General features: G+C 67.3%; 21 protein-coding genes. All 21 read left to right on the top strand.

What is annotated here, in order from left to right; genetic code table 11:
• The first annotated feature begins 574 nt into the window (after positions 1-574).
• The 21 genes from infC (at position 575) to Q0A27_RS05110 (ending at position 22,364) form a co-directional block, all read left to right on the top strand.
• Positions 575-1,096 carry a translation initiation factor IF-3 gene (infC, locus tag Q0A27_RS05210; protein ID WP_073883590.1) on the top strand — a complete coding sequence of 174 codons (522 nt, stop codon included), beginning with the start codon at positions 575-577 and terminating at the stop codon, positions 1,094-1,096.
• 60 nt (positions 1,097-1,156) lie between these two features.
• Positions 1,157-1,351 carry a 50S ribosomal protein L35 gene (gene rpmI / locus Q0A27_RS05205; RefSeq protein WP_020441022.1) on the top strand — a complete coding sequence of 65 codons (195 nt, stop codon included), beginning with the start codon at positions 1,157-1,159 and terminating at the stop codon, positions 1,349-1,351.
• A gap of 59 nt (positions 1,352-1,410) precedes the next feature.
• Positions 1,411-1,794 (top strand): 50S ribosomal protein L20, encoded by a 384-nt coding sequence (gene rplT, locus Q0A27_RS05200; protein WP_014009787.1) that lies wholly within the window; start codon positions 1,411-1,413, stop codon positions 1,792-1,794.
• Between the two features lie 136 nt (positions 1,795-1,930).
• The gene (locus tag Q0A27_RS05195) at positions 1,931-2,830 is read left to right on the top strand and encodes an RNA methyltransferase (protein ID WP_291474003.1); all 900 of its coding nucleotides are present in this window, start codon (positions 1,931-1,933) and stop codon (positions 2,828-2,830) included.
• A 100-nt stretch (positions 2,831-2,930) separates the two neighbouring features.
• A complete protein-coding gene (pheS, locus tag Q0A27_RS05190) occupies positions 2,931-3,953 on the top strand; it encodes a phenylalanine--tRNA ligase subunit alpha (RefSeq protein WP_291474002.1) in 1,023 nt (340 codons plus the stop codon).
• A 69-nt stretch (positions 3,954-4,022) separates the two neighbouring features.
• Positions 4,023-6,599, top strand: coding sequence for a phenylalanine--tRNA ligase subunit beta (gene pheT / locus Q0A27_RS05185; protein WP_291474001.1), 2,577 nt, complete (start codon positions 4,023-4,025; stop codon positions 6,597-6,599).
• 142 nt (positions 6,600-6,741) lie between these two features.
• Positions 6,742-7,761, top strand: a complete 1,020-nt coding sequence (gene argC / locus Q0A27_RS05180; protein WP_291474000.1) for an N-acetyl-gamma-glutamyl-phosphate reductase — start codon at positions 6,742-6,744, stop codon at positions 7,759-7,761.
• A gap of 51 nt (positions 7,762-7,812) precedes the next feature.
• Positions 7,813-8,991, top strand: coding sequence for a bifunctional glutamate N-acetyltransferase/amino-acid acetyltransferase ArgJ (gene argJ / locus Q0A27_RS05175; RefSeq protein WP_291473999.1), 1,179 nt, complete (start codon positions 7,813-7,815; stop codon positions 8,989-8,991).
• An 88-nt stretch (positions 8,992-9,079) separates the two neighbouring features.
• Complete coding sequence (argB, locus tag Q0A27_RS05170; protein ID WP_291474005.1) at positions 9,080-9,943, top strand: acetylglutamate kinase; 864 nt, start codon at positions 9,080-9,082, stop codon at positions 9,941-9,943.
• Positions 9,936-11,117, top strand: coding sequence for an acetylornithine transaminase (locus tag Q0A27_RS05165; protein WP_291473998.1), 1,182 nt, complete (start codon positions 9,936-9,938; stop codon positions 11,115-11,117). Before argB ends, Q0A27_RS05165 begins: the two co-directional genes overlap by 8 nt.
• Positions 11,114-12,022, top strand: coding sequence for an ornithine carbamoyltransferase (argF, locus tag Q0A27_RS05160; protein ID WP_291473997.1), 909 nt, complete (start codon positions 11,114-11,116; stop codon positions 12,020-12,022). The genes Q0A27_RS05165 and argF overlap by 4 nt, the downstream gene beginning before the upstream one ends.
• Entirely contained in the window at positions 11,998-12,507 is a 510-nt protein-coding gene (argR, locus tag Q0A27_RS05155; RefSeq protein ID WP_291473996.1) for an arginine repressor, read from the top strand. Before argF ends, argR begins: the two co-directional genes overlap by 25 nt.
• A 41-nt stretch (positions 12,508-12,548) precedes the next feature.
• Complete coding sequence (locus Q0A27_RS05150; protein WP_291473995.1) at positions 12,549-13,751, top strand: argininosuccinate synthase; 1,203 nt, start codon at positions 12,549-12,551, stop codon at positions 13,749-13,751.
• Positions 13,752-13,766: 15 nt separating this feature from the next.
• Positions 13,767-15,209: an argininosuccinate lyase gene (argH, locus tag Q0A27_RS05145; protein ID WP_291473994.1), complete on the top strand. Its 1,443-nt coding sequence runs from the start codon at positions 13,767-13,769 to the stop codon at positions 15,207-15,209.
• 107 nt (positions 15,210-15,316) lie between these two features.
• Entirely contained in the window at positions 15,317-15,484 is a 168-nt protein-coding gene (locus Q0A27_RS05140; protein ID WP_291473993.1) for a Trm112 family protein, read from the top strand.
• A 36-nt stretch (positions 15,485-15,520) separates the two neighbouring features.
• The gene (tyrS, locus tag Q0A27_RS05135; RefSeq protein WP_291473992.1) at positions 15,521-16,780 is read left to right on the top strand and encodes a tyrosine--tRNA ligase; all 1,260 of its coding nucleotides are present in this window, start codon (positions 15,521-15,523) and stop codon (positions 16,778-16,780) included.
• Between the two features lie 76 nt (positions 16,781-16,856).
• Positions 16,857-17,798, top strand: a complete 942-nt coding sequence (locus Q0A27_RS05130) for an aldose 1-epimerase family protein (protein WP_291473991.1) — start codon at positions 16,857-16,859, stop codon at positions 17,796-17,798.
• A gap of 64 nt (positions 17,799-17,862) precedes the next feature.
• Positions 17,863-19,524: a sodium:solute symporter family protein gene (locus Q0A27_RS05125; protein WP_291473990.1), complete on the top strand. Its 1,662-nt coding sequence runs from the start codon at positions 17,863-17,865 to the stop codon at positions 19,522-19,524.
• 28 nt (positions 19,525-19,552) lie between these two features.
• Positions 19,553-19,855, top strand: a complete 303-nt coding sequence (locus tag Q0A27_RS05120) for a hypothetical protein (protein WP_291473989.1) — start codon at positions 19,553-19,555, stop codon at positions 19,853-19,855.
• Positions 19,852-21,027 carry a galactose-1-phosphate uridylyltransferase gene (galT, locus tag Q0A27_RS05115; RefSeq protein WP_291473988.1) on the top strand — a complete coding sequence of 392 codons (1,176 nt, stop codon included), beginning with the start codon at positions 19,852-19,854 and terminating at the stop codon, positions 21,025-21,027. The genes Q0A27_RS05120 and galT overlap by 4 nt, the downstream gene beginning before the upstream one ends.
• Before the next feature lie 80 nt (positions 21,028-21,107).
• Positions 21,108-22,364 (top strand): galactokinase family protein, encoded by a 1,257-nt coding sequence (locus Q0A27_RS05110; protein WP_291474004.1) that lies wholly within the window; start codon positions 21,108-21,110, stop codon positions 22,362-22,364.
• Positions 22,365-22,589 lie beyond the last annotated feature (225 nt).

The raw sequence follows: 22,589 nt of genomic DNA, 5'->3' as shown, positions 1-22,589 counted from the left end.
GCCCGGAGGTGGGCCCATGTAGACAGGGGGAGGCCCGTAACCGGGCGGAGGGCCGCCGTATCCCGGGGGTGGTCCGTACCCCGGAGGTGCGGTGCCGACGGGTGGTGCGGGCCGGGCAGCTTCACCCCATTCCGGACGCGGGGGAGGGTTCTGGTTGACTGGAGGAGTGGTGCCAGGGGTTGGTCGGCTTCCCGACGTCCCCCCGGACTCATGATGAGTGCTCATGACATGAAGTTACATGAGGGCAACCACCCCCGGGTAGGCCTGTATTCCGGGGGAGTGGACGCTGCCGTTGCGCGCGGTTTGGACTTCGGCACTGCAGGTGTTAGCATCGGATCCACTACCGCCCGTCGACCTGACGGGCTGCAAGTGGAGTATCTCCCACCTGGAACCGCTCACGAGTTGGGTCCGGGTCACGAAAGTCCGTTCTCCGACGGTGTCTGTGGTGGACATGTGCGGAGGACGGTTTTCATGCGGTGCAGGCGCGCCGTGGGGGATCCATGGGGACGGACACCGTCCGCACACACTCGCAGTACGCGGTACACGTTTCTACCACTGCTACTGAGGAGTTCTCATCAGCGCTCAAGCTCGCATCAACGACCGGATTCGCGTTCCCGAGGTCCGGCTCGTCGGCCCGGGTGGCGAACAGGTCGGCATCGTCCGCATCGACGATGCACGCAAGCTGGCCTATGACGCCGACCTCGACCTCGTTGAGGTCGCCCCGAACGCCAAGCCGCCCGTGTGCAAGATCATGGACTACGGCAAGTTCAAGTACGAACAGGACCAGAAGGCCCGTGAGGCCCGCAAGAACCAGCAGCAGACCGTGGTCAAGGAGCAGAAGTTCCGCCCGAAGATCAGTGACAACGACTACGAGACCAAAAAGGGTAACGTCGTCCGGTTCCTGGAGAAGGGTTCCAAGGTCAAGGTGACCATCATGTTCCGTGGTCGGGAGCAGTCCCGCCCGGAGCTGGGTTTCCGGCTGCTGGAGCGCCTGGCGGATGACGTCCAGGAGTACGGCGTCGTCGAGACCCGAGCGAAGCAGGACGGACGCAACATGACGATGGTGCTGGGCCCGGTCCGCAAGGGCAAGAAGTAGCCTTCCGCCACGCCACCCGTGCCCACCGGCACGGGAGCAACGAGAATTTAAGGATCCACGATGAAGCAGAAGACCCACAAGGGCACCGCCAAGCGCATCAAGGTCACCGGTTCCGGCAAGCTCCGCCGCGAGCAGGCCAACCGCCGCCACCTCCTCGAGGGAAAGCCCTCCACCCGCACCCGTCGCCTGAAGGGCACCACCGAGGTGTCCGCGGACGACACCAAGCGCATCAAGCGCCTCCTCGGCAAGGCCTAAAGAGCGCCTGCACCCCCTGAAACCGACAACCGTCAACTAAGTAACAAAGGACGTCAATCATGGCACGTGTCAAGCGCTCTGTGAACGCGAAGAAGAAGCGCCGCGAAATCCTCAACGAGGCTTCCGGCTACCGGGGTCAGCGCTCCCGCCTGTACCGCAAGGCCAAGGAGCAGGTCCTCCACTCGAAGACCTACGCCTTCCGCGACCGCCGCGCCCGCAAGGGTGAGTTCCGCAAGCTCTGGATCCAGCGCATCAACGCCGCTGCCCGGGCCAACGACATCACCTACAACCGTCTGATCCAGGGCCTGCGTCTCGCCGGCATCGAGGTCGACCGCAAGAACCTCGCCGAGATCGCCGTCTCCGATCCGGCCGCGTTCACCGCTCTCGTCGAGGCTGCCAAGGCCGCCCTCCCCGAGGATGTCAACGCCCCGGTCGCCAAGTAGGCGACCGACGCACTGCGCCGGCCCAGGCCACCGCGCACCCCTGCTGACCGCACCACCCGGTACACACCGGGAGGTGCGGTTTTCGTATGTGAAGGCCGCGCCGCGCCCTCACCAGTGGTCCCGATACACTGGCTCCATGACTGACGCCCCCGTTCCTCCCGTCTCCTCGCCGCTGTCCGCCAACTGGCGCAGCCGGATGGGCGACGAACCCTTCACCGAACGCACCCCCCGGATCGTCAACGCCGCCAAGCTCCACCGCGCCGCCGTGCGACGCAAGGCCGGCCGTTTCCTCGCCGAAGGATCCAACGCGGTGATGTCCGCCCTGCGTCACGGAAACGTCGTCGACGTCTTCCTCACCGAGGACGCCCTCGACTCCTTCGGCCGTGAGCTCGACGCTCTCACCGGGGACGACACCCGTGGTGTCCATGTCAGCCTGATCACCGACCGCGCCGCGCACGCCCTCAGTGAGTCCGTCACCTCGACCGGCCTCTTCGCACTGTGCACCTCCCAGCTCACTGACCTGGACGGCGTCCTCGCGTCCGCGGGGCCGGATACCCCGCGCGTCCTCGCGGTACCGGTGGAGACCGCCGAGCCCGGCAATGCCGGAGCCCTCATCCGTGTCGCGGACGCCACGGGTGCCGCCGGCGTCATCTTCGCGGGGGAGACCGTCGACCCGCAGGGCGGGAAGGCCGTGCGCTCGTCAGCGGGATCGGTGTTCCACCTGCCTGTCACCCGGCACACCAGCATCCCCGAGGTTGTCGAGCGACTCCACGAGCAGGGATACCTCGTGCTGGCGACCTCCGGGGACGGCGACGTCTCCCTCGACGAGGCGTCCGTGGCGCCGGCGGGGGAGACACCCTTGCTCGGGCAGCGCGTCGCCTGGCTGTTCGGCAACGAGGCCCACGGTCTCGGTGACTGGCAGGACCTCGCCGATGTACGGGTCTCGATCCCGATGCAGGGGCTGGCGGAGTCCTTCAACCTGGTGACTGCGGCGGCGGTGTGCCTCTACGAGACCGCACGGGTCGCCCGGGTGTGATAACTGCAGCGCAGTATTGCTAAGATGATCAACCGGCTATTGACGATTTTCCGATGATTTCCACGAGTGTGAGGTGCAGCAGGTGGCTGACGGGGTAGACATGAGCGAAGCGGGCCTGACCGCTGCGGCAGAAGCTGCGGAACAGGCTTTCGCCGCGGCGACGGACCTGGACCAGCTCCCGGAGCTGCGCCGCGCCCACCTGGGGGATGACGCCCCGATCCCGGCCGCCCGACGAGGCCTCGGCAGCCTGCCGAAGGACCAGCGCAAGGACGCCGGCCGGATCGTGAACCAGGCCAGGGGCCGGGTCGAGAAGGCCTTCAACCTCACGAAGACCCGCCTGGAGGAGAAGCGCAACGCCGAGGTGCTCGCCGCCGAGCGTATCGACGTGACGATGCCCGCCACCCGGGGTCAGCGTGGTGGCCAGCACCCGATCACCATCCTCACCGAGCAGATCGCCGACATCTTCGTCGGCATGGGCTGGGAGATCGCCGAGGGGCCCGAGATCGAGGCGGAGTACTTCAACTTCGACGCCCTCAACTTCCTCCCGGACCACCCGGCCCGCACCCTGCAGGACACCTTCCACATCGGACCCGAGGGATCGACGCAGGTCATGCGCACCCACACCTCTCCGGTGCAGGTCCGCACCATGCTCTCACGCGATGTGCCGATCTACATCGCCTGCCCGGGCCGTGTCTTCCGCACCGACGAGCTCGACGCCACCCACACCCCGGTCTTCCACCAGGTCGAGGGTCTCGCCGTCGACAAGGGGCTGACCATGGCACACCTCAAGGGCACGCTGGACCACCTCGCCCGTGTCCTGTTCGGTGAGGACGCCAGGACCCGCATCCGCCCGAACTACTTCCCCTTCACCGAACCGTCGGCTGAGGTCGACGTCTGGTTCCCGGACAAGAAGGGCGGAGCCGGCTGGATCGAGTGGGGCGGCTGCGGCATGGTCAACCCCAACGTCCTGACCGCTGCCGGCATCGATCCGGAGGTCTACTCGGGCTTCGCCTTCGGTATGGGCATTGAGCGCACCCTGCAGTTCCGCAACGGTCTGCCGGACATGCGCGACATGGTGGAGGGCGACGTCCGCTTCACCGAGCCCTTCGGCATCCGCGGCTGACCCACCGTCGCGTCACTGCGTAGACATCAACCTCCTGACCTCTTCACCCCAAGGAACCGAGTACCACCCATGCTGATCTCCCAGGACTGGCTCACCCGCCTTCTCCGGACCTCCAACGCCTCCTTCTCCGTCACCAGCGAGGAGATGGACGCCGGATTCGTCCGCGTCGGCTTCGAGACCGAAGGCTACGAGCACATCGCCGAATCCACCGGTGCCATCGTCTTCGGACGCGTCGAGAGCTTCGAAGAACTCGAAGGTTTCAAGAAGCCGATCCGCTACTGCGAGGTCAACGTCGGCGACGCCAACGGGTCCGGCGAGCCGCAGCACATCATCTGCGGTGCCCGGAACTTCCGTCAGGGGGACATCGTCATCGTCTCCCTGCCCGGGGCTGTGCTGCCCGGTGGTTTCGAGATCGCCGCCCGAAAGACCTACGGGAAGGTCTCCGAAGGCATGATGTGCTCCGCTGCAGAGCTCGGCCTGGCGTCCGTCCAGACCGCCGGCATCATCGCCCTGCGCGGTAAGGAGGCAGAGGACCCCCGCATCGTCATCGGTGAGGACGCCCGTGAGTTCCTCGGCCTCGACGACACCGTCTTCGAGGTCAACGTCACCCCGGACCGCGGCTACGCCCTGTCCGCCCGTGGCCTGGCCCGGGAGCTCGCGGCGTCCTTCGGCCTGTCCTTCCGTGACCCGGCGACCGACCCGGCCGCCGCGGCCCTGGCGACCGACCTGCTGGCCGGCCTGCCGTCCGCCGGTGACGCCTCGGACCTGCCCGCCATCACCGTCGATCCGGAGACCAAGGCGTCCCGCTTCGGTATCCGTCGTGTCTCGGGCATCGACCCGACCGTCGAGTCCCCGTACTGGATGCAGCGTGAGCTGCTGCTGGCCGGTCAGCGTCCGGTCAACGCCGCCACCGACGTCACCAACTACGTCATGTTCCTGCTCGGCCAGCCGATGCACGCCTTCGACGCCGGGAAGATCGCCGGTGACCTGCATGTGCACCTCGCCACCGAGGGGGAGAAGCTCACCACCCTCGACGGCGTCGAGCGCACCCTGTCCGGTGAAGACGTCGTCATCTCCGATGCCACGGGCATCCAGTCCATGGCGGGTGTCATGGGCGGCTCCACTTCGGAGATCTCCGCAGAGACCACCGACGTCTACTTCGAAGCCGCGCACTTCGACCAGATCACCGTGGCCCGCACCTCCCGCCGTCACAAGCTCTCCTCCGAGGCGTCCCGGCGCTTTGAGCGTGGCGCCGATCCGGCCGCCATCGAGGCCGCCCTCGACTTCGCTGTCGCCCTGCTGACCCGGATCGCCGGCGGCACCGTGGTGCCGGGTGTGTCGATCGTCGGCGAGGTCCCTGCCATGCCGACCATCGCCATGCACACCTCCGCCCCGGGCCGGATGGCCGGCACGATCTACCCCTCGGGTACCACGGTCGGACGCCTCACCGAGGTCGGCTGCAAGGTCACTCCGACCGGTGAGCGTGACGCCAACGGTGCAATGGCCATCGAGGTCGTCCCGCCGACCTGGCGTCCGGACCTCACCATCCCCGCTGAGCTCGTCGAGGAGGTTCTGCGTCTCGAAGGACTCGACAAGATTCCCTCGGTCATCCCGAATGCCCCGGCCGGCCGCGGTCTGACTCCGCGCCAGCGGATGCGCCGCTCCGTCGGCCACGCCCTGGCGTGGAACGGCTGGCTCGAGATTCTGCCGAGCCCGTTCATCCCCAACGACACCTTCGACGTGTGGGGGCTGGACGCCTCTGACCCGCGTCGGTCCGCCATCCGGGTGCTGAACCCGCTGGAGAGCGACGTCGCGACCATCGGGACGACGCTGCTGCCGTCGATGATCGACTCTCTGCGTCGCAACATCACCCGTGGCCAGAAGGACCTCGGACTCTTCGGTGTCGAGCAGGTCACCCTGCCGACCGGGGTGTCCGGGACCTCCCCGATGCCCTCGACTGCCGGTCGACCCTCCGATGAGGAGGTCACAGAGCTGCTGGCGTCCCTGCCTGACCAGCCGTTGCACGTCGCCGTCATCGCCGCCGGTGACCGGGAGCTCCAGGGCACCCGGGGTCCGGCCCGGCCGTACACCGCCGCCGACGCCTTCGAGGCCGTCCGTGTCATCGCCCGGGCCGCTGGTGTCGAGGTCACGCTGCGCAATGCGGAGTACCTGCCGTGGCACCCGGGCCGGTGTGCCGAGGTTCTCGCCGTGGTCGACGGTGGCGAGGTCGTCGTCGGCCACGCCGGTGAGCTGCACCCGCAGGTCTGTGAGCGCGCCGACCTGCCGAAGCGGACCATCGCCGTGGAGGTCAACCTCGACGGTCTGCCGTTGGCGGAGTCCTTCCCCCGCCCGGTGCTGTCCCCGTTCCCGGCTCTGTACCAGGATGTCGCCGTGGTCGTCGACGAGACCACCCCGGCCGCCGATGTCGAGGCCGCGCTGGTCTCAGGTGCCGGTGAGCTGCTCGAGGCGATCCGTCTGTTCGACGAGTACCACGCCGAGGCGCTGGGCGAGGGCAAGCGGTCGCTGACCTACTCCCTCCGGTTCCGTGCCACCGACCGGACCCTCACCGAGGACGAGGCGTCCGAAGCCCGAGAGGCCGCTGTCGCCGCCGCCGCCTCGACGGTCGGGGCCACGCTGCGCGCGTAGGCTCTGCGCTTTCTGCGAGGACGCCGCCCGGACTGTTCTGGTCCGGGCGGCGTCTGATTTCCGTCGGGCGTTAGCAGCATTGCATAAAAACCACTTTCATGCATAACTTGCGGAGCGCGGTGGGGCAGGGCATACTGGTCCAATGATCTCGATCGCAGTGGCAGGTGCCAGTGGATACGCCGGGGGAGAAGCCCTCCGCCTCCTCCTGAACCATCCCGGACACAACCGGGACTTCACCATCGGTGCCCTCACCGGCGCCTCCAACGCCGGGCAGCGCTTCGGGGACCTCGTCCCGGGCCTGCCGCAGCTCGCTGACCGCACCGTCGAAGACACCACCGAAGAGGTGCTCGCACGCCACGATGTCGCGATCCTCGGCCTGCCCCACGGCGTCTCCTCCTCCCTTGACCTGGGGGACACCATCGTCCTCGACTGCGGGGCCGACCGGCGTCTGACCAGTCGGGACGACTGGGACGCCTACTACGGCGGCGGGTGGCCCGGCAGCTGGCCCTACGGTATCCCGGAGCTTCCCGGGAACCGCGACATCCTGAAGAAGACCACCGGCGTCGCCGTCCCGGGGTGTTTCCCCACCGGCGCCACTCTCGCCCTGCTCCCGGCCATGCACGCCGGACTCATGGACCCGAAGGTCTCCGTGGTCTCCGTTACCGGCGTCACCGGAGCGGGCAAGAAGGCCGCCGTGCCGATGCTCGGTGGTGAGACCATGGATAACCTGCGGGCCTACAAGGTCGCCACCCACCGGCACACTCCGGAGATGGCGCAGAACATCCGCCGCGTCCTGCCCGACGGACACCCCGGTGACGTCCACGTGACCTTCACCCCGGTCCTCGCCCCGCTGCGGCGGGGGATCCTCACCACCGTCACCGCTGACGCCCGAGGTACTGCGGCGGAGATCCGCGGGGCCTACGAGGACTACTGCGCCGACGAACCCTTCCTCCATCTGCTGCCCGAGGGTGAGCAACCGGAGGTCAAGAGCGTGGCCGGGACCAACATGTGCCACCTCCAGGTCACTGTCGCCGACGGCGTCGTCGTCGCCACCAGTGCCATCGACAACCTCACCAAGGGCACCGCGGGAGCAGCCGTGCAGTGCCTCAACATCATCCAGGGCTGGGACGAGACCGCCGGCCTACCCATGGCCGGTCTGTAGACCGCCGACCCCCACACACGCGCTCTGAACACACACGAGAAGAGAACACCCATGACCGAGAACACGACCGGTGTGACCGCAGCCGCCGGTTTCCGGGCCGCCGCCACCACCGCAGGCATCAAGCCCTCCGGCAACCCCGACCTCGCCCTCGTCGTCAACGACGGCCCCGAGTTCACCGCCGCCGCCCTTTTCACCCGTAACCAGGTCTTCGCCGCCCCGGTCAAGTACACCCGGGAGAACAACGACGGCACTTTCCACGCCGTCATCCTCAACTCCGGCAACGCCAACGCCTGCAACGGCGTCCGGGGGGAGAAGGACGCCGAAGCCACCGCCGCCGCCGTCGGTGACGCCCTCGGGATCCCCGCCGGCGAGGTTGCCGTGTGCTCCACCGGTCTCATCGGCGACACCCTCCCGATGGACAAGGTGCTCGCCGGTGTCGCCACCGTGACTGATGAGGTGCAGCAGGAGGCGGCGTCCTCTCCGGAGGCGGGCCTCGCCGCCGCCACCGCGATCATGACCACCGACACCGTCGCCAAGCAGGCCGTCTACCACGGCGAGGGCTGGTCTCTCGGCGGCATGGCCAAGGGCGTGGGCATGATGGCCCCGTCGCTGGCCACCATGCTTGTGGTGCTCACCACCGACGCCCACGTCGATGATCCGGCGCCGTACCTCAGGTCGTCGGCCGAGGTCTCCTTCGACTGCATCGACATCGACGGCTCGACCTCCACCAATGACACCGTGATTCTCATGGCCAACGGCGCGTCCGGCGTCACCCCGTCCGAGGAGGAGCTCTCCACCGCCGTCCACGCCGTGTGCATGGACCTCGCCAAGCAGCTCCAGGCGGACGCCGAGGGCGTCACCAAGCGTGTCGCCATCACCGTCACCGGCACGGAGACCGACGCGGACGCCAAGGTCGCGGCCCGGATCCTCGGCCGCGACAGCCTGTTCAAGTGCGCCATGTTCGGCTCCGACCCGAACTGGGGACGCACCCTCGCCGCCGTCGGCATGGCGCCGGTGACCATGGTCGCCGACAGGATCTCGGTGAGCTTCAACGGCCAGCCGGTGTGCGTCAACGCCACCGGTGCCCCCGGCGCCCGCGACGTCGACCTGTCGGGGGAGGACATCGACGTCCTCGTCGACCTCGGCACAGGTGGACCGGGCACTGCGACCGTCTGGACCACGGACCTGTCCCACGACTACGTCCACATCAACTCCGCGTACAGCTCCTAGGAAAGGCAGCCACCCCGTGACTGAACCCACGAGCGAGAAGGTCGTCTACCGAGGCGACTCCGGACTCTCCCCGCAGACCCGGGCGAACGTGCTCGCCGAGGCACTGCCCTGGCTGCTGCACTACCGCGGCAAGATCGTCGTCGTGAAGTACGGCGGAAACGCCATGATCGACGAGGATCTCAAGGCCGCCTTCGCCGCGGACATGGCCTTCCTGCGCACCGTCGGCGCCCACCCCATCGTGGTCCACGGCGGCGGCCCGCAGATCACCGAGATGCTCGACAAGGTCGGCCTCGAGGGAGAGTTCATCGGCGGACTGCGCTACACCACCCCGGAGACCATGGAGTATGTCCGCATGGTCCTCTTCGGCAAGGTCGGACGCGAACTCGTCGGCCTGATCAACCAGCACGGCCCCTTCGCCGTCGGTACCTCCGGTGAGGACGCCGGCCTGTTCACCGCCGTGAAGAAGAACACCTGGATCGACGGTGAGGAGGTCGACCTGGGCCGCGTCGGAGACATCGCCCAGGTCGACGCCACCGTGCTCATGGACCTCATCGACGCCGGCCGCATCCCGGTCGTCGCCCCCTTCGCGCCCGACGAGGACGGCAGGGTATACAACATCAACGCCGACACCGCCGCCGGTGCACTGGCCTCGGCCCTCGGTGCCGAGCGCCTGGTCGTGCTCACCAACGTGGAGGGTCTGTACACCGACTGGCCGAACAAGGACTCGCTGGTCTCCCGGATCGCCCCCGACGAACTGGAGAAGATCCTGCCTGACCTGGACGCCGGCATGATCCCCAAGATGGAGGCCTGCCTCTCCGCCGTGCGGACCGGGGTCTCCGCCGCCCACGTCATCGACGGACGCGAGCGACACTCCGTGATCCTCGAGCTCATGACCTCCGGCGGTATCGGAACGATGATCGCCCCTGAAGACTGGGAGTCGCCCAATGCCTGACAGCACCACACAGAACTGGAAGTCCGAATGGGAGAACGCCGTCATGCCGACCTACGGCACCCCGGCGATCAACCTCGTCTCCGGTAAGGGAAGCCGGGTCACCGATTCCGACGGCCGCGAGTACATCGACCTGCTCGCCGGCATCGCCGTCAACGCCCTCGGCCACGCCCACCCGGCGATCGTGGAGGCTGTCTCCACACAGGTCGCCACTCTGGGACACACCTCGAACATTTTCGCCCACCCGCAGGTCATCACCCTGGCGAACACGCTGCGGAACCTCATTTCCCCGGATGCGCACGTGTTCTTCTCGAACTCCGGTGGCGAGGCCAACGAGGCGGCCTTCAAGACCGCGCGGCTGACCGGGAAGTCCCGGATCCTCGCCGCCGAGCACGGCTTCCACGGCCGCACCATGGGCTCGCTGGCGATGACCGGTCAGCCCGGCAAGCGCGCCCCGTTCGAGCCGATGCCCGCCGGCGTGGAGTTCTACCCCTACGGGGACCTGGCCGCCCTGCGCGCCCTCATCGAACAGGCGCCCGACGACACCGCCGCCGTCATCATGGAGTCCGTCCAGGGAGAGACCGGCGTCGTCCCCGCACCAGAGGGTTTCCTCACCGGTGTACGCGCCCTCTGCGACGAGTTCGGCGTCCTCATGATCGTCGACGAGGTCCAGGCCGGCATGGGCCGGACCGGACAGTGGTTCGGCTACCAGGCGGATCTTCCCGACGGTGTCGTGCCGGACGTCATCACCCTGGCCAAGGGACTCGGCGGTGGCATGCCGATCGGTGCCTGTGTCGCCGCGACCCCGGCCGGACAGCTGCTCGCCGCCGGGCAGCACGGGACCACCTTCGGCGGAAACCCGGTGTCCTGTGCGGCCGGCAACGCCGTCATCGACACCATCATCGCCGACAACGTCCTCGACAACGTCAACGCGCAGGGGGAGTACCTGCGCACCGAACTCGAGGCACTGGACACCGTGGACCACGTCCGCGGTCGCGGCCTCATGCTCGGCATCGTGCTGAAGGACGACCACCCCGGCTTCGTCGCCGAGGCCCTCGACGCCGGTCTGCTGCTCAACCAGCCGGCCGACGACGTCATCCGCCTCGTCCCGCCACTGACCATCACCGACACCGACGTCCGCGAGGCCGTCGCGATCCTCAAGGAGCTGCTGAAATGACCCGTCACATTCTCGCCGATGACTCGCTCACCGTCGCCGAGCAGGCCGAGGTCCTCGAGCTCGGCCTCGAGATGAAGAAGAACCCGGTCCGGAAGAGCCTCGAGAACCAGTCGGTGGCGATCCTGTTCGACAAGACTTCCACCCGCACCCGGTTCTCCTTCGACGTCGGTGTCTACCAGCTCGGTGGCCACCCTATCGTGGTGGACTCCGGCAAGTCCCAGATGGGCAAGAAGGAGTCCTACCAGGACACCGGTGCGGTCCTGTCCCGCTTCGTCGACGCCGTCGTCTGGCGTACCGGTGCGCACCAGAACCTCCACGACATGGCGGAGACCGCCACCGTGCCGATCATCAACGCCCTGTGCGATGACTTCCATCCCTGCCAGATCCTCGCAGATCTCCTCACCCTCAAGGAGAAGAAGGGCGAGCTCAAGGGTCTCAAGGCGGTCTACCTCGGTGACGGGGCCAACAACATGGCGAATTCCTACATGCTCGGCTTCGCCACTGCGGGTGTGGACATCACCATCGCCGCCCCCGAGGGCTTCCAGCCGGAACAGCGTTTCGTCGATCGGGCGCAGACCCGCGCCGATGAGACCGGTGCGACGCTGACGGTCACCGGCACCCCGGACGTCACCGGTGCCGACGTCGTCATCACCGACACCTGGGTGTCGATGGGCATGGACGCCGACCGCGACACCTCTGCGCTGAAGCCCTTCCAGGTTGACGAGGCTCTGATGGCCACCGCCGCCAGGGACGCCATATTCATGCACTGCCTGCCCGCCTACCGCGGCTTCGAGGTCTCCGCCGGCGTCATCGACGGACCGCAGTCCGTCGTCTTCGACGAGGCCGAGAACCGGCTGCACGCACAGAAGGCCCTGCTGGAATGGCTCTCCCTCAACAACCGCTGACCCGGTCGGCCAGGCAGGACCTGATCGCCCGGCTCATCGAGACCCACCGGATCCCCAGCCAGCGCCACCTGCTGGAGCGGCTCGAGGCCGAGGGCGTGGAGACAACCCAGGCGACCCTGTCACGGGACCTGGTCGACCTCGGGGCGAGGAAGGTGCGTTCGGAGGGACGCGCTTTCTACAGCCTCGGCGCCGCCGGTGACGATCTCGCCACCGACGGTCCGGCGAAGCTCCGCCGCGTCCTCGCTGAACTCCTGGTCGGCACGGACTGGTCGGGCAGCACCGCCGTACTGCGGACCCCTCCGGGAGCCGCCCAGTACCTCGCCAGTGTCGTCGACCGTTCCGACCTTCCCGACGTCGTCGGTACCATCGCCGGGGACGACACCGTGTTCGTTCTCGCCCGCGAGCCGGCCGACGGGCGTGGCCTGGCGGAACGACTCACCCGACTCTCACGGCCCGCCGGTGACCAGGCCGACCGTGAACTGTAGAATTCACCCGACACAACATCCCCGAAAGGATCACCAAGATCATGACTGACCGCGTCGTACTCGCGTACTCCGGTGGCCTCGACACCACTGTCGCCATCCCTTACCTCAAGCAGATGACCGGCGGCGAGGTCGTCGCCGTCTCCATCGACCTCGGCCAGGGCGGCGAAGACATGGAGTCCGTGCGTCAGCGTGCCCTCGGTGCCGGTGCCGTCGAGTCGATCATCGTCGACGCCAGGGACGAGTTCGCCGACAACTACTGCCTGCCGACCATCAAGGCCAACGGCATGTACATGAAGCAGTACCCGTTGGTCTCCGCGATCTCGCGTCCGCTCATCGTCAAGCACCTCGTCGAGGCCGCCGACGAGCACGGCGGCACCCACGTCGCCCACGGCTGCACCGGTAAGGGCAACGACCAGGTCCGCTTCGAGGTGGGCTTCATGAACACCAACCCGGACCTGAAGATCATCGCCCCGGCCCGCGACTACGCCTGGACCCGCGACAAAGCCATCGCCTTCGCCGAGGAGAACAACGTCCCGATCGAGCAGTCGGCGTCCTCCCCGTTCTCCATCGACCAGAACGTCTGGGGCCGTGCCATCGAGACCGGCTACCTGGAGGACCTGTGGAACGCCCCGACCAAGGACATCTACGCCTACACCGAGGATCCCTCCCTCGGCCAGGCCCCCGACGAGGTCACCATCTCCTTCAGGGCCGGCAGGCCGGTCGCCATCGACGGCCGTGAGGTCACCGTCCTCCAGGCGATCGAGGAGCTCAACCGCCGCGCCGGTGCCCAGGGAGTCGGCCGTCTCGACATGGTCGAGGACCGTCTCATCGGCATCAAGTCCCGCGAGATCTACGAGGCCCCGGGTGCCGTCACCCTCATCAAGGCCCACGAGGCCCTCGAGGACGTCACCGTCGAGCGCGAGCTCGCCCGCTACAAGCGCGGTATCGAGGCCGAGTGGTCCAACCAGGTCTACGACGGCCTGTGGTTCTCTCCGCTGAAGCGCTCCCTCGACTCGTTCATCGAGTCCACCCAGGAGCACGTCACCGGTGACATCCGCCTCGTGCTGCACAACGGCGCGATCCAGGTCAACGGCCGCCGGTCCGAGGAGTCCCTCTACGACTTCAACCTCGCCACCTACGACACCGGCGACACCTTCGACCAGACCCTGTCCAAGGGCTTCGTCGAGCTGCACGGACTGTCCTCCAAGATCGCGAACAAGCGCGACCGGCGCTTCAGCAACTAGGGGAGCGGCGCAACAATGACGGAGATCCAGAAGCACGCGACGAACGAGGGCTCCCTGTGGGGTGGCAGGTTCGCCGGTGGACCCACTGAGGCCATGGCCGCGCTGAGCAAGTCCACCCACTTCGACTGGGTGCTTGCCCCCTATGACGTGCTCGCCTCCAAGGCCCACGCCAAGGTACTGCACAATGCCGGCCTGCTCTCGGACGAGGACCTGACCACCATGCTCGACGGTCTGAACCGGCTGGGTGAGGACGTCGCCTCGGGTGCCTTCGGTCCGGAGCCCTCGGACGAGGACGTCCACGGTGCCATGGAACGCGGTCTCATCGACCGCGTCGGCCCGGTCGTCGGCGGACGCCTGCGTGCCGGCCGCTCCCGCAACGACCAGGTCGCCACCCTGTTCCGCATGTGGGTGCGGGACGCCGTGCGTGAGGTCAGCGCCGGCGTCCTCGACGTCGTCGATGCCCTGGTCCTCCAGTCCCGGTCCCACCCGGAGACCATCATGCCCGGCAAGACCCACTTCCAGGCCGCCCAGCCGGTGCTGCTGGCCCACCAGCTGCTGGCGCACGCCCAGCCGCTGCTGCGCGACGTCCAGCGGTTCCAGGACCTGGACAGGCGCCTGGCCGTGTCCCCGTACGGCTCCGGTGCACTGGCGGGCTCCTCGCTGGCCCTGGACCCCGAGGCCATCGCCGCGGAACTCGGCTTCGACTCCGCCGCCGACAACTCCATCGACGCGACGAGCTCCCGTGACTTCGCCGCCGAGACCTCCTACGTCCTGGCCCAGGTCGCCATCGACCTCTCCCGCCTGGCAGAGGAGATCATCGCCTGGTCGACCCCGGAGTTCGGCTACGTCACCCTGGCCGACGAGTGGTCCACCGGATCCTCGATCATGCCGCAGAAGAAGAACCCGGACGTCGCCGAGCTCATGCGCGGGAAGACCGGTCGCCTCATCGGTGACCACACCGGCCTGCTCGCCACCCTCAAGGCACTGCCGTTGGCCTACGACCGGGACCTGCAGGAGGACAAGGAGCCGATCCTCGACGCGGTCACCCAGCTACACCTCCTGCTGCCGGCGATGACCGGGCTGGTCGCCACCCTGACCTTCCACCCGGACCGTCTGCTGGAACTGGCTCCGGCCGGCTTCACACTGGCGACCGACCTCGCCGAGTGGATGGTGCGCCAGGGGGTGCCCTTCCGCGACGCCCACGAAGCCTCCGGTCAGTGTGTGCGCATCGCCGAGTCGCGCGGAGTCGGTCTCATCGACCTCACCGACGAGGACCTGGCCGGCGTCCACCCGCAACTGACCCCTGAGGTCCGCACGGTGCTCACCGTCGAGGGTGCGGTGGCGTCCCGCGCGACCCGCGGCGGCACCGCCGGTGTGCGCGTCGCCGAGCAGCTGGGACGCGTGGTCGACGCGTCCGGTGCCGGCCGTGAGTGGGCGGAGAAGCCGGTCCGGGGTTGAGCCGCAGCTGATCCTTCGCCTGTTCCGCGGTGTCGACGAGGGCGCCCGGGGTCTTACCCGGGCGCCCTCCGGCGCGTGCGTGATGCGCTGCAGTTACACTGTTGACCATGATCGATCCGAGCCTTCTTGAGATTCTCGTGTGCCCGCAGGACAAGCAGCCGCTGGAGGAGCACGGGGACTATCTGGTCAACCCGCGGCTCTCCGTCGCCTATCCGGTGCAGGACGGCATCCCCGTCCTGCTCGCCGACGAAGCGGTCACCTGGCCGCTGCCCTGAGAACTGACCAGACTTTCCCGAAGGACCACAACACCCATGTCGAACATCCTCGACGACCTGTCCTGGCGCGGCCTTATCGCGCAGAGCACCGACATCGATGCCCTGCGCACCGAGCTGGATACACCCACCACCGCCTACGTCGGCTTCGACCCGACCGGGCCCTCCCTGCACGCCGGACACCTTGTCCCGCTGCTGATGCTCGCACGTCTGCAGCGTGCCGGCCACACCCCGATCCTGCTCGCCGGCGGTGCCACCGGCATGATCGGTGACCCCCGCGACGTCGGCGAGCGCTCCATGATCTCCGAGGAGACCGCCGCCAGGAACGTGGAGCGGATCCGCAAGCAGCTGGCGTCCTTCGTCTCCTTCGAGGGCGAGAACGCCGCGATCATGGCCGACAACATGGACTGGACCGGTTCCATGTCCGTGGTGGACTTCCTCCGTGACGTCGGCAAGAACTTCAGCCTCAACACCATGCTCTCCCGTGACACGGTGAAGCGGCGCCTGGAGTCCGACGGCATCTCCTACACCGAGTTCTCCTACATGCTGCTGCAGGCCAACGACTACGTGCAGCTGCGCCGCAACCACGACTGCCGCCTGCAGATCGGCGGTTCCGATCAGTGGGGCAACATCGTCTCCGGTGTCGACCTCAACCGCCGCGTCGACGGCGAGATCGTGCACGGGCTCACCGTGCCGTTGGTCACCGACTCCGAAGGACGCAAGTTCGGCAAGTCCACCGGCGGCGGCAAGCTCTGGCTCGACCCGGAGATGACCAGCCCCTACAGCTGGTACCAGTACTTCCTCAACGCCGCCGATGCGGACGTCATCCGCTACCTGCGCTGGTTCACCTTCCTGGGTCAGGAGGAGCTCGACCGGTTGGCCGTCGAGGTCGAGGAGCGTCCTTTCAAGCGCGAGGCGCAGCGCACCCTCGCACGTGAGATGACCACCCTGGTGCACGGGGAGGATGCCGTGGCCAAGGTCGAGAAAGCCGCCGAGGCACTCTTCGGCAAGGCGGAGCTGTCCGAGCTCGACGAGCAGACCCTGGCGTCTGCCCTGTCTGAGACCGAGGTCGCCGAGGTCGCCGCAGATGCGACGATCCTCGACCTGCTCGTCGGTGCCGGACTGGAGAAGACGAAGGGCGCGGCCCGCCGCACTGTCAGTGAGGGCGGCGCCTACGTCAACAACGTCCGGATCTCCGAGATCGACTGGACGCCGGACGCCGGGAATCTGCTGCACGGTTCCTGGCTCGTCCTGCGCAAGGGCAAGAAGCGTTTCGCCGGAGCACGCGTGCAGCACTGAGGGTGAATGAGGGTAACCTCAGTTAGCCGGACCGGGTTCTCCTGTACCGGTCAGGCGAGGGTTACACTTGTGTGCCATGACGCAACTGAGCCAGAGTGTGACCCTCACCTCAGGGGGTTGTCGGGCGGTGATCTCGCCCCGGGGCGGGGGACCGCAGCATCTCAGCGTCGACGGGTGTGACCTGCTCCAGGGGTACGGGGGAGCGGGGGAGTCCGGCCCTGCACCGTTGTCCGCCAATGTGGTGCTCGCTCCCTGGCCCAACCGCACCCGCGACGGTGAGTTCACGGTGGCGGGCCGACGGCACACTCTCGAGATCACGGAACCGGACCGCGACAACGCGATCCACGGCTTCGTTGACGATGCCGTGTGGACCGTCACCTCCTCCGGCGACGACACCGTGACGCTGAGCATCGATCCGGGGGTACACCCCGGCTGGCCGTGGCCGCTGCACATGGAGGTCACCTACCGCGTGGCCGTGGACGGACTGAGTGCCGAGTTCCTGCTGCGGAACGACTCCCCTGAGCGCATTCCCGCCGCCTGCGGATTCCATCTCTACCCCAGCGCTCTCGGCTCCCCGGTCGACGAGTGCACGCTGGCGGCCCCGGCGCACCGCGTCCTTCCGCTGGACGACCGGAACCTGCCGGTCGGGCAGGAGATCGATGACACGCCGGACGCCGGCGAGGCTGCCGCGCTCACGGACCCGGAGACCCCGATGGCCGGACGCCTCCTCGACCACTGCCTGCATGTCCCCGGGGCGGGCCCGGTGGTCTTCACCCTCCGCGACACCGGGGGCCGTGGCGTCCTCCTGGAGACTTCCCCGGAACTCCGGTGGTTCCAGGTCTTCACCCCGGACGAGGCATGGGGGATGCCCTACCCGGGACAGCCCGGCGGACGGGCGGTCGCCGTCGAACCGATGACCGCCCCGCCGGATGCACTGAACTCCGGCACCGACCTGACGTGGCTGGAACCGGGGGAGGTACTCACCTGCCGCTGGGCGGTCCGGGTGCTCGACGGCTGACCGTCGTCCGAACCCCTGCCTGACGTATTCGCCGATTCCCCGACCAGAAAGAACAACGCACATCATGGAGACCGCATACACAGCGTCATCCTCCCTGCGGCTTGACGCCAGCTGGGTCGATTACGCGCTGGTCGCCCTCTTCTTCGCCTTCGTCCTCGGCATCGGCTGGGCTGCGAAGCGACGGGTGTCCAGCTCCATCGACTTCTTCCTTTCCGGCCGCGGACTGCCGGCCTGGGTCACCGGCCTGGCCTTCGTCTCCGCCAACCTCGGAGCCGTCGAGATCATCGGCATGTCCGCCAACGGCGTCGAGTACGGCATGCAGACGATGCACTACTTCTGGATCGGTGCCATCCCGGCGATGATCTTCCTCGGCATCGTCATGATGCCCTTCTACTACGGCTCGAAGGTCCGGTCGGTGCCCGAGTTCATGCGCCGTCGTTTCGGCACCGGCGCACACCTGGTGAACGCTCTGTCCTTCGCCATCGCCCAGCTGCTCATCGCCGGTGTGAACCTCGTGCTGCTGGCCAAGGTGGTCAACGCCCTGCTCGGCTGGCCACTGTGGGTCACGCTCCTGGTCGCTGCCGCGATCGTGCTCTGCTACATCACCCTCGGTGGGCTTTCCGCCGCGATCTACACCGAGGTGCTCCAGTTCTTCGTCATCGTCGCCGGCCTTGCACCGCTGACGATCATCGGCCTGAACAAGGTCGGTGGCTGGGGCGGACTGAAGGACAAGGTCAACGACTTCCAGAATCACGCCTGGCCCGCCCAGGAACTCTCCGGCTTCGAGAGCCCGGTGCTCTCGGTCATCGGTATCGTCTTCGGCCTCGGCTTCGTGCTCTCCTTCGGTTACTGGACCACGAACTTCGTCGAGGTGCAGCGTGCCATGGCGTCCGAGTCTCTCGGCTCTGCCAGGAAGACTCCGATCATCGGTGCCTTCCCGAAGATGTTCATCCCCTTCATCGTCATCGTCCCCGGCATGATCGCCGGTGTGCTGGTCAGTGCGCTTCAGGAGGGTGGGGATGCCGAGCCGAATGACGCCCTGCTCTATCTGATGCGCGACCTGCTGCCCAACGGTCTGCTCGGCGTCGCGATCGCCGGTCTGCTGGCCGCGTTCATGGCCGGTATGGCGGCGAACATCTCCGCGTTCAACACGGTGTTCAGCTACGACCTGTGGCAGTCCTACGTGGTCAAGGACCGGGAGGACGGCTACTACCTCAAGGTCGGTCGCTGGGCGACGGTCGCGGCGACGGTCATCGCCGTGGGTACCGCGCTGATCGCCAACAATTTCGGCAACATCATGGACTACCTGCAGACGTTGTTCGGCTTCTTCAACGCCCCGCTGTTCGCCACCTTCCTCCTCGGTATGTTCTGGAAGCGGATGACGCCCCACGCCGGTTGGTCCGGCCTGGTCGCCGGTACCGCCGCCGCGATCATCTTCTGGGCGTTCTCGCTGGGATCCGACCCGCTGGTCGACCTTCCGGGACAGGGCACAGCCTTCGTCGCCGCCGGCCTGGCCTTCGTCGTCGATATCCTGGTCTCCGTCATCGTCACCTCCTTCACCGAGCCCAAGTCGGACGAGGAACTGGTCGGCTTCGTCAAGTCCGTGACCCCGAAGGCGCAGCTGGAGGATCCGGAGGAGAAGACCATGCCGTGGTACCGGCGCACCGTGCCACTGGGCGTGATCTGCCTGGTCATGGTCATCGCCCTCAACGTGATCTTCCACTGAGCCGTCGACCGAGACAGAGAGATAACCAATGTCCGACAACACACAGAACACAGTGCACAAGGCGGGTGCCTTCGACATCCGCAACATCATCGCCGCCCTGCTCGGCATCTACGGCATCATCCTGCTGATCTGCTCGGCTGTGCTGGATCCGGGCGTGAACCCGGACACCGGTGCCGACAAGTCCTCGGCCGACAACCTCTGGACCGGTCTGGTCCTCGTGATCGTGGCCGCGGTCTTCGTCTTCTGGTCCAGGCTCAACCCGGTCGTCGTCGACGAGTCCCTCATCGATGAGGACGCACTGCCGGAGGGGCCGGAAGGTGAAGACCGGTGACCGACCATCCGCTCAAGATCACGGCGACCCACCTTGCGGACGGACGCGAGCTCATCTACTTCGATGACTCCGCCGACGTCCTGTCCGGAGAAGTCACCCGCGAACTCACCGATCCCCGGGACCTGCCGGGTTCGGTGACCGAGTCCGAGATGCGCCGGGACCCGCTGACCGGGGAGTGGGTCACCTACGCCGCCCACCGCAACAACCGGACCTTCATGCCGCCGGCGAACGAGAACCCGCTCGCTCCGGCTACTCCGGGACATCTCCCGACGGAGATCCCCTCCACCGACTACGACGTGGTGGTCTTCGAGAACCGGTTCCCGTCGTTCTCCACGCGTATCGCGATGCCGGAGAACCCGGAAGAATACGACTGGCAGGTCGACGGCGAGGAGATCTTCCCGCGGCGTCCTGCGAAGGCACGGTGCGAGGTCATCTGCTTCACCCCGGATTCGTCGAAGTCCTTCCGTGACCTGCCGCTGTCCCGCATCCGCACGGTCATCGAGGCCTGGCGTCACCGGACCGCGACACTTTCGGCGATCGATCGTGTGGTCCAGGTGGCGCCGTTCGAGAACCGTGGTGAGGAGATCGGGGTGACGCTGCAGCACCCGCACGGGCAGATCTACAGTTACCCTTTCGTTCCACCGCGCTCGCAGCGGATCCTCGAGCAGGCCGTGGCCCACCGGGCCTCGACCGGACGCGACCTCTTCGACGACCTCCTCGACGCTGAGCGTCGTTCCGGTGAACGGATCATCACCGAGACACTGCACTTCACCGTGTTCGTCCCCGCTGCCGCCAAATGGCCGGTGGAGGCAATGGTTGTGCCGAATCGGGCGGTGGGTGATTTCACCGGGTTGACCGACGAGGAGCTCAACGAACTCCCGGCACTGCTGAAGAACCTCTATTCGGCCGTGGACCGCTACTTCGAGGGAGTCGAACGTACCCCCTACATCGCCGCCTGGAATCAGGCGCCGGTCCAGTCCCGTCTCACCGGGGAGCAGGAACGGCTGCGTGGCGAAGGACGCCTCCACCTGCAGTTGTTCTCCCTCATGCGCTCACCGAACCGGATGAAGTTCCTCGCCGGTTCGGAGTCGGCACTGGGAGCGTGGATCAGTGACACGACCCCGGAGCGCATCGCCGGGCGTTTCCGTGAGGTCTGGGAGGACGCGCAGTGAGCGGACAGACAGGGGAGGGGAGCTCCCTCGACTGGTGGCAGGCCCGGGACACCGGGGTTCTCGCCACCGATGCGCAGACGCTGTTCCACACCGTCTTCGGCGAAGACCGGTCCTGCGAGGGTGTGTGGGTGGCACCGGGCCGGGTGAACCTCATCGGTGAGCATGTCGACTACGCCGGAGGGGTCTCCCTTCCGTTCGCTCTGCCGCAGTGCACCGCGGCCGCTGTCGGGCGCCGTGACGACGGCGTCCTCCGACTCGTGTCGCTTGTCCCGGGATCCGAAACCCCTCAGGAGATCAGCATCGCACTGTCCGAGGTCGGTCCGGGTTCCCCGGAGGGCTGGGCGGGATATGCCGCAGGTGCGGTGTGGGCCGGTGTGCAGGACGGAGTCATCCCCGACTGCGACGGTCTCGACATCGCCCTGGTCTCGGATGTGCCGCTGGGTGCGGGGCTGTCCAGCTCGGCGGCCCTGGAGTGCTCGGTGGCCCTGGCGGCCTGTGAACTGTCACTCGGCCGGGCACCGGAGGCTGCGGAGACCGCCCACCTCGTGACCGTCTGCATGCGGGCGGAGAATGAGGTGGTGGGAGCCTCCACCGGTGGTCTGGACCAGCGTAGTTCCTTCTACGGTGCTGACGGAGAGGTGCTCGCCGTCGACTTCCTCCACGACACGGTGGACCTCGTCCCCTGTGACCTTGAGAGTGCCGGCCTGGCGCTGCTGATCATCAACACCAATGCCCCGCACCGCCTGGCTGACGGTCAGTACGCCTCGCGGCGAGGTGTCGTGGATGCGGTGGGCCGGGTCGCGGGGCACGGCACAGTCGGTGGATTCCTCGCAGAGAACCCCGGGGCCGAAGGACGCCGTGAGCTCGAGAGAATTGTCGACACCTGGGCTGTATCCCCGGAGGCAGAAGAGCTGCTGGAGGGAGATCTGGAGGAGCGGACGGCCACTGCACACCGGCGGATCCGGCATATCATCGGCGAGATCCACCGCACGGCAGACGTCACTGTGACGTCTCTCAAGGAGAGTGGACGACTGACGACCGAGACTGCTGCGTTGCTGGGGCAGATGATGAACGGCAGTCATGAGAGCCTGCGGGACCTGTTCGAGGTCACGGTGCCGGAACTCGACAGCGCCCAGGAGTCCGCGCTGGCCGCCGGAGCTCTGGGAGCCCGGATGACCGGTGGTGGCTTCGGCGGCAGCGTCATCGCGCTGGTGCCGGCAGGGGAGACCGTGGCCGTTGCAACGGCAGTCGTCGACGCTGCTGCGTCTCGTGGACTGCCGGAGCCGACCTTCTTCACCGCCGTCCCCTCAGACGGAGCTCGCCGAATTGCCACCTGACCAGCACAGTTGCTCTGTATTACGGCGGTGTGTACATTAGGTGAAGTCGCCGCGAGCAACCAGGGCCCGGCCCTGGCAGGTAGTGGTGTGCGGATGTTGTTTGAGAACTCAATAGCGTGATGAATCAAGTTTTTTGTCGCATGGTCGGCAGATGGTGACTTGGGTTGGTGCCGGCACGTGGGTGACTGCGTGTTAAATACTGAATCTCAGGTCTGTTCTGTCGGT

This window comes from Corynebacterium sp. (assembly GCF_022712275.1).
Taxonomy (GTDB): Bacteria; Actinomycetota; Actinomycetes; order Mycobacteriales; family Mycobacteriaceae; genus Corynebacterium.
Note: the sequence above shows the minus strand (reverse complement) of the source record. Positions and strands in the feature narration are given on the sequence as shown.

Coding starts and splice junctions, on each gene's coding strand:
- Q0A27_RS05140 (WP_291473993.1), top strand. CDS start 15,317: ATGATCGATCCGAGCCTTCTTGAGATTCTCGTGTGCCCGCAGGACAAG.
- Q0A27_RS05125 (WP_291473990.1), top strand. CDS start 17,863: ATGGAGACCGCATACACAGCGTCATCCTCCCTGCGGCTTGACGCCAGC.
- rpmI (WP_020441022.1), top strand. CDS start 1,157: ATGAAGCAGAAGACCCACAAGGGCACCGCCAAGCGCATCAAGGTCACC.
- Q0A27_RS05130 (WP_291473991.1), top strand. CDS start 16,857: ATGACGCAACTGAGCCAGAGTGTGACCCTCACCTCAGGGGGTTGTCGG.
- argJ (WP_291473999.1), top strand. CDS start 7,813: ATGACCGAGAACACGACCGGTGTGACCGCAGCCGCCGGTTTCCGGGCC.
- rplT (WP_014009787.1), top strand. CDS start 1,411: ATGGCACGTGTCAAGCGCTCTGTGAACGCGAAGAAGAAGCGCCGCGAA.
- Q0A27_RS05165 (WP_291473998.1), top strand. CDS start 9,936: ATGCCTGACAGCACCACACAGAACTGGAAGTCCGAATGGGAGAACGCC.
- Q0A27_RS05150 (WP_291473995.1), top strand. CDS start 12,549: ATGACTGACCGCGTCGTACTCGCGTACTCCGGTGGCCTCGACACCACT.
- pheT (WP_291474001.1), top strand. CDS start 4,023: ATGCTGATCTCCCAGGACTGGCTCACCCGCCTTCTCCGGACCTCCAAC.
- argH (WP_291473994.1), top strand. CDS start 13,767: ATGACGGAGATCCAGAAGCACGCGACGAACGAGGGCTCCCTGTGGGGT.
- argR (WP_291473996.1), top strand. CDS start 11,998: ATGGCTCTCCCTCAACAACCGCTGACCCGGTCGGCCAGGCAGGACCTG.
- Q0A27_RS05195 (WP_291474003.1), top strand. CDS start 1,931: ATGACTGACGCCCCCGTTCCTCCCGTCTCCTCGCCGCTGTCCGCCAAC.
- tyrS (WP_291473992.1), top strand. CDS start 15,521: ATGTCGAACATCCTCGACGACCTGTCCTGGCGCGGCCTTATCGCGCAG.
- pheS (WP_291474002.1), top strand. CDS start 2,931: ATGAGCGAAGCGGGCCTGACCGCTGCGGCAGAAGCTGCGGAACAGGCT.
- argF (WP_291473997.1), top strand. CDS start 11,114: ATGACCCGTCACATTCTCGCCGATGACTCGCTCACCGTCGCCGAGCAG.
- argC (WP_291474000.1), top strand. CDS start 6,742: ATGATCTCGATCGCAGTGGCAGGTGCCAGTGGATACGCCGGGGGAGAA.
- Q0A27_RS05120 (WP_291473989.1), top strand. CDS start 19,553: ATGTCCGACAACACACAGAACACAGTGCACAAGGCGGGTGCCTTCGAC.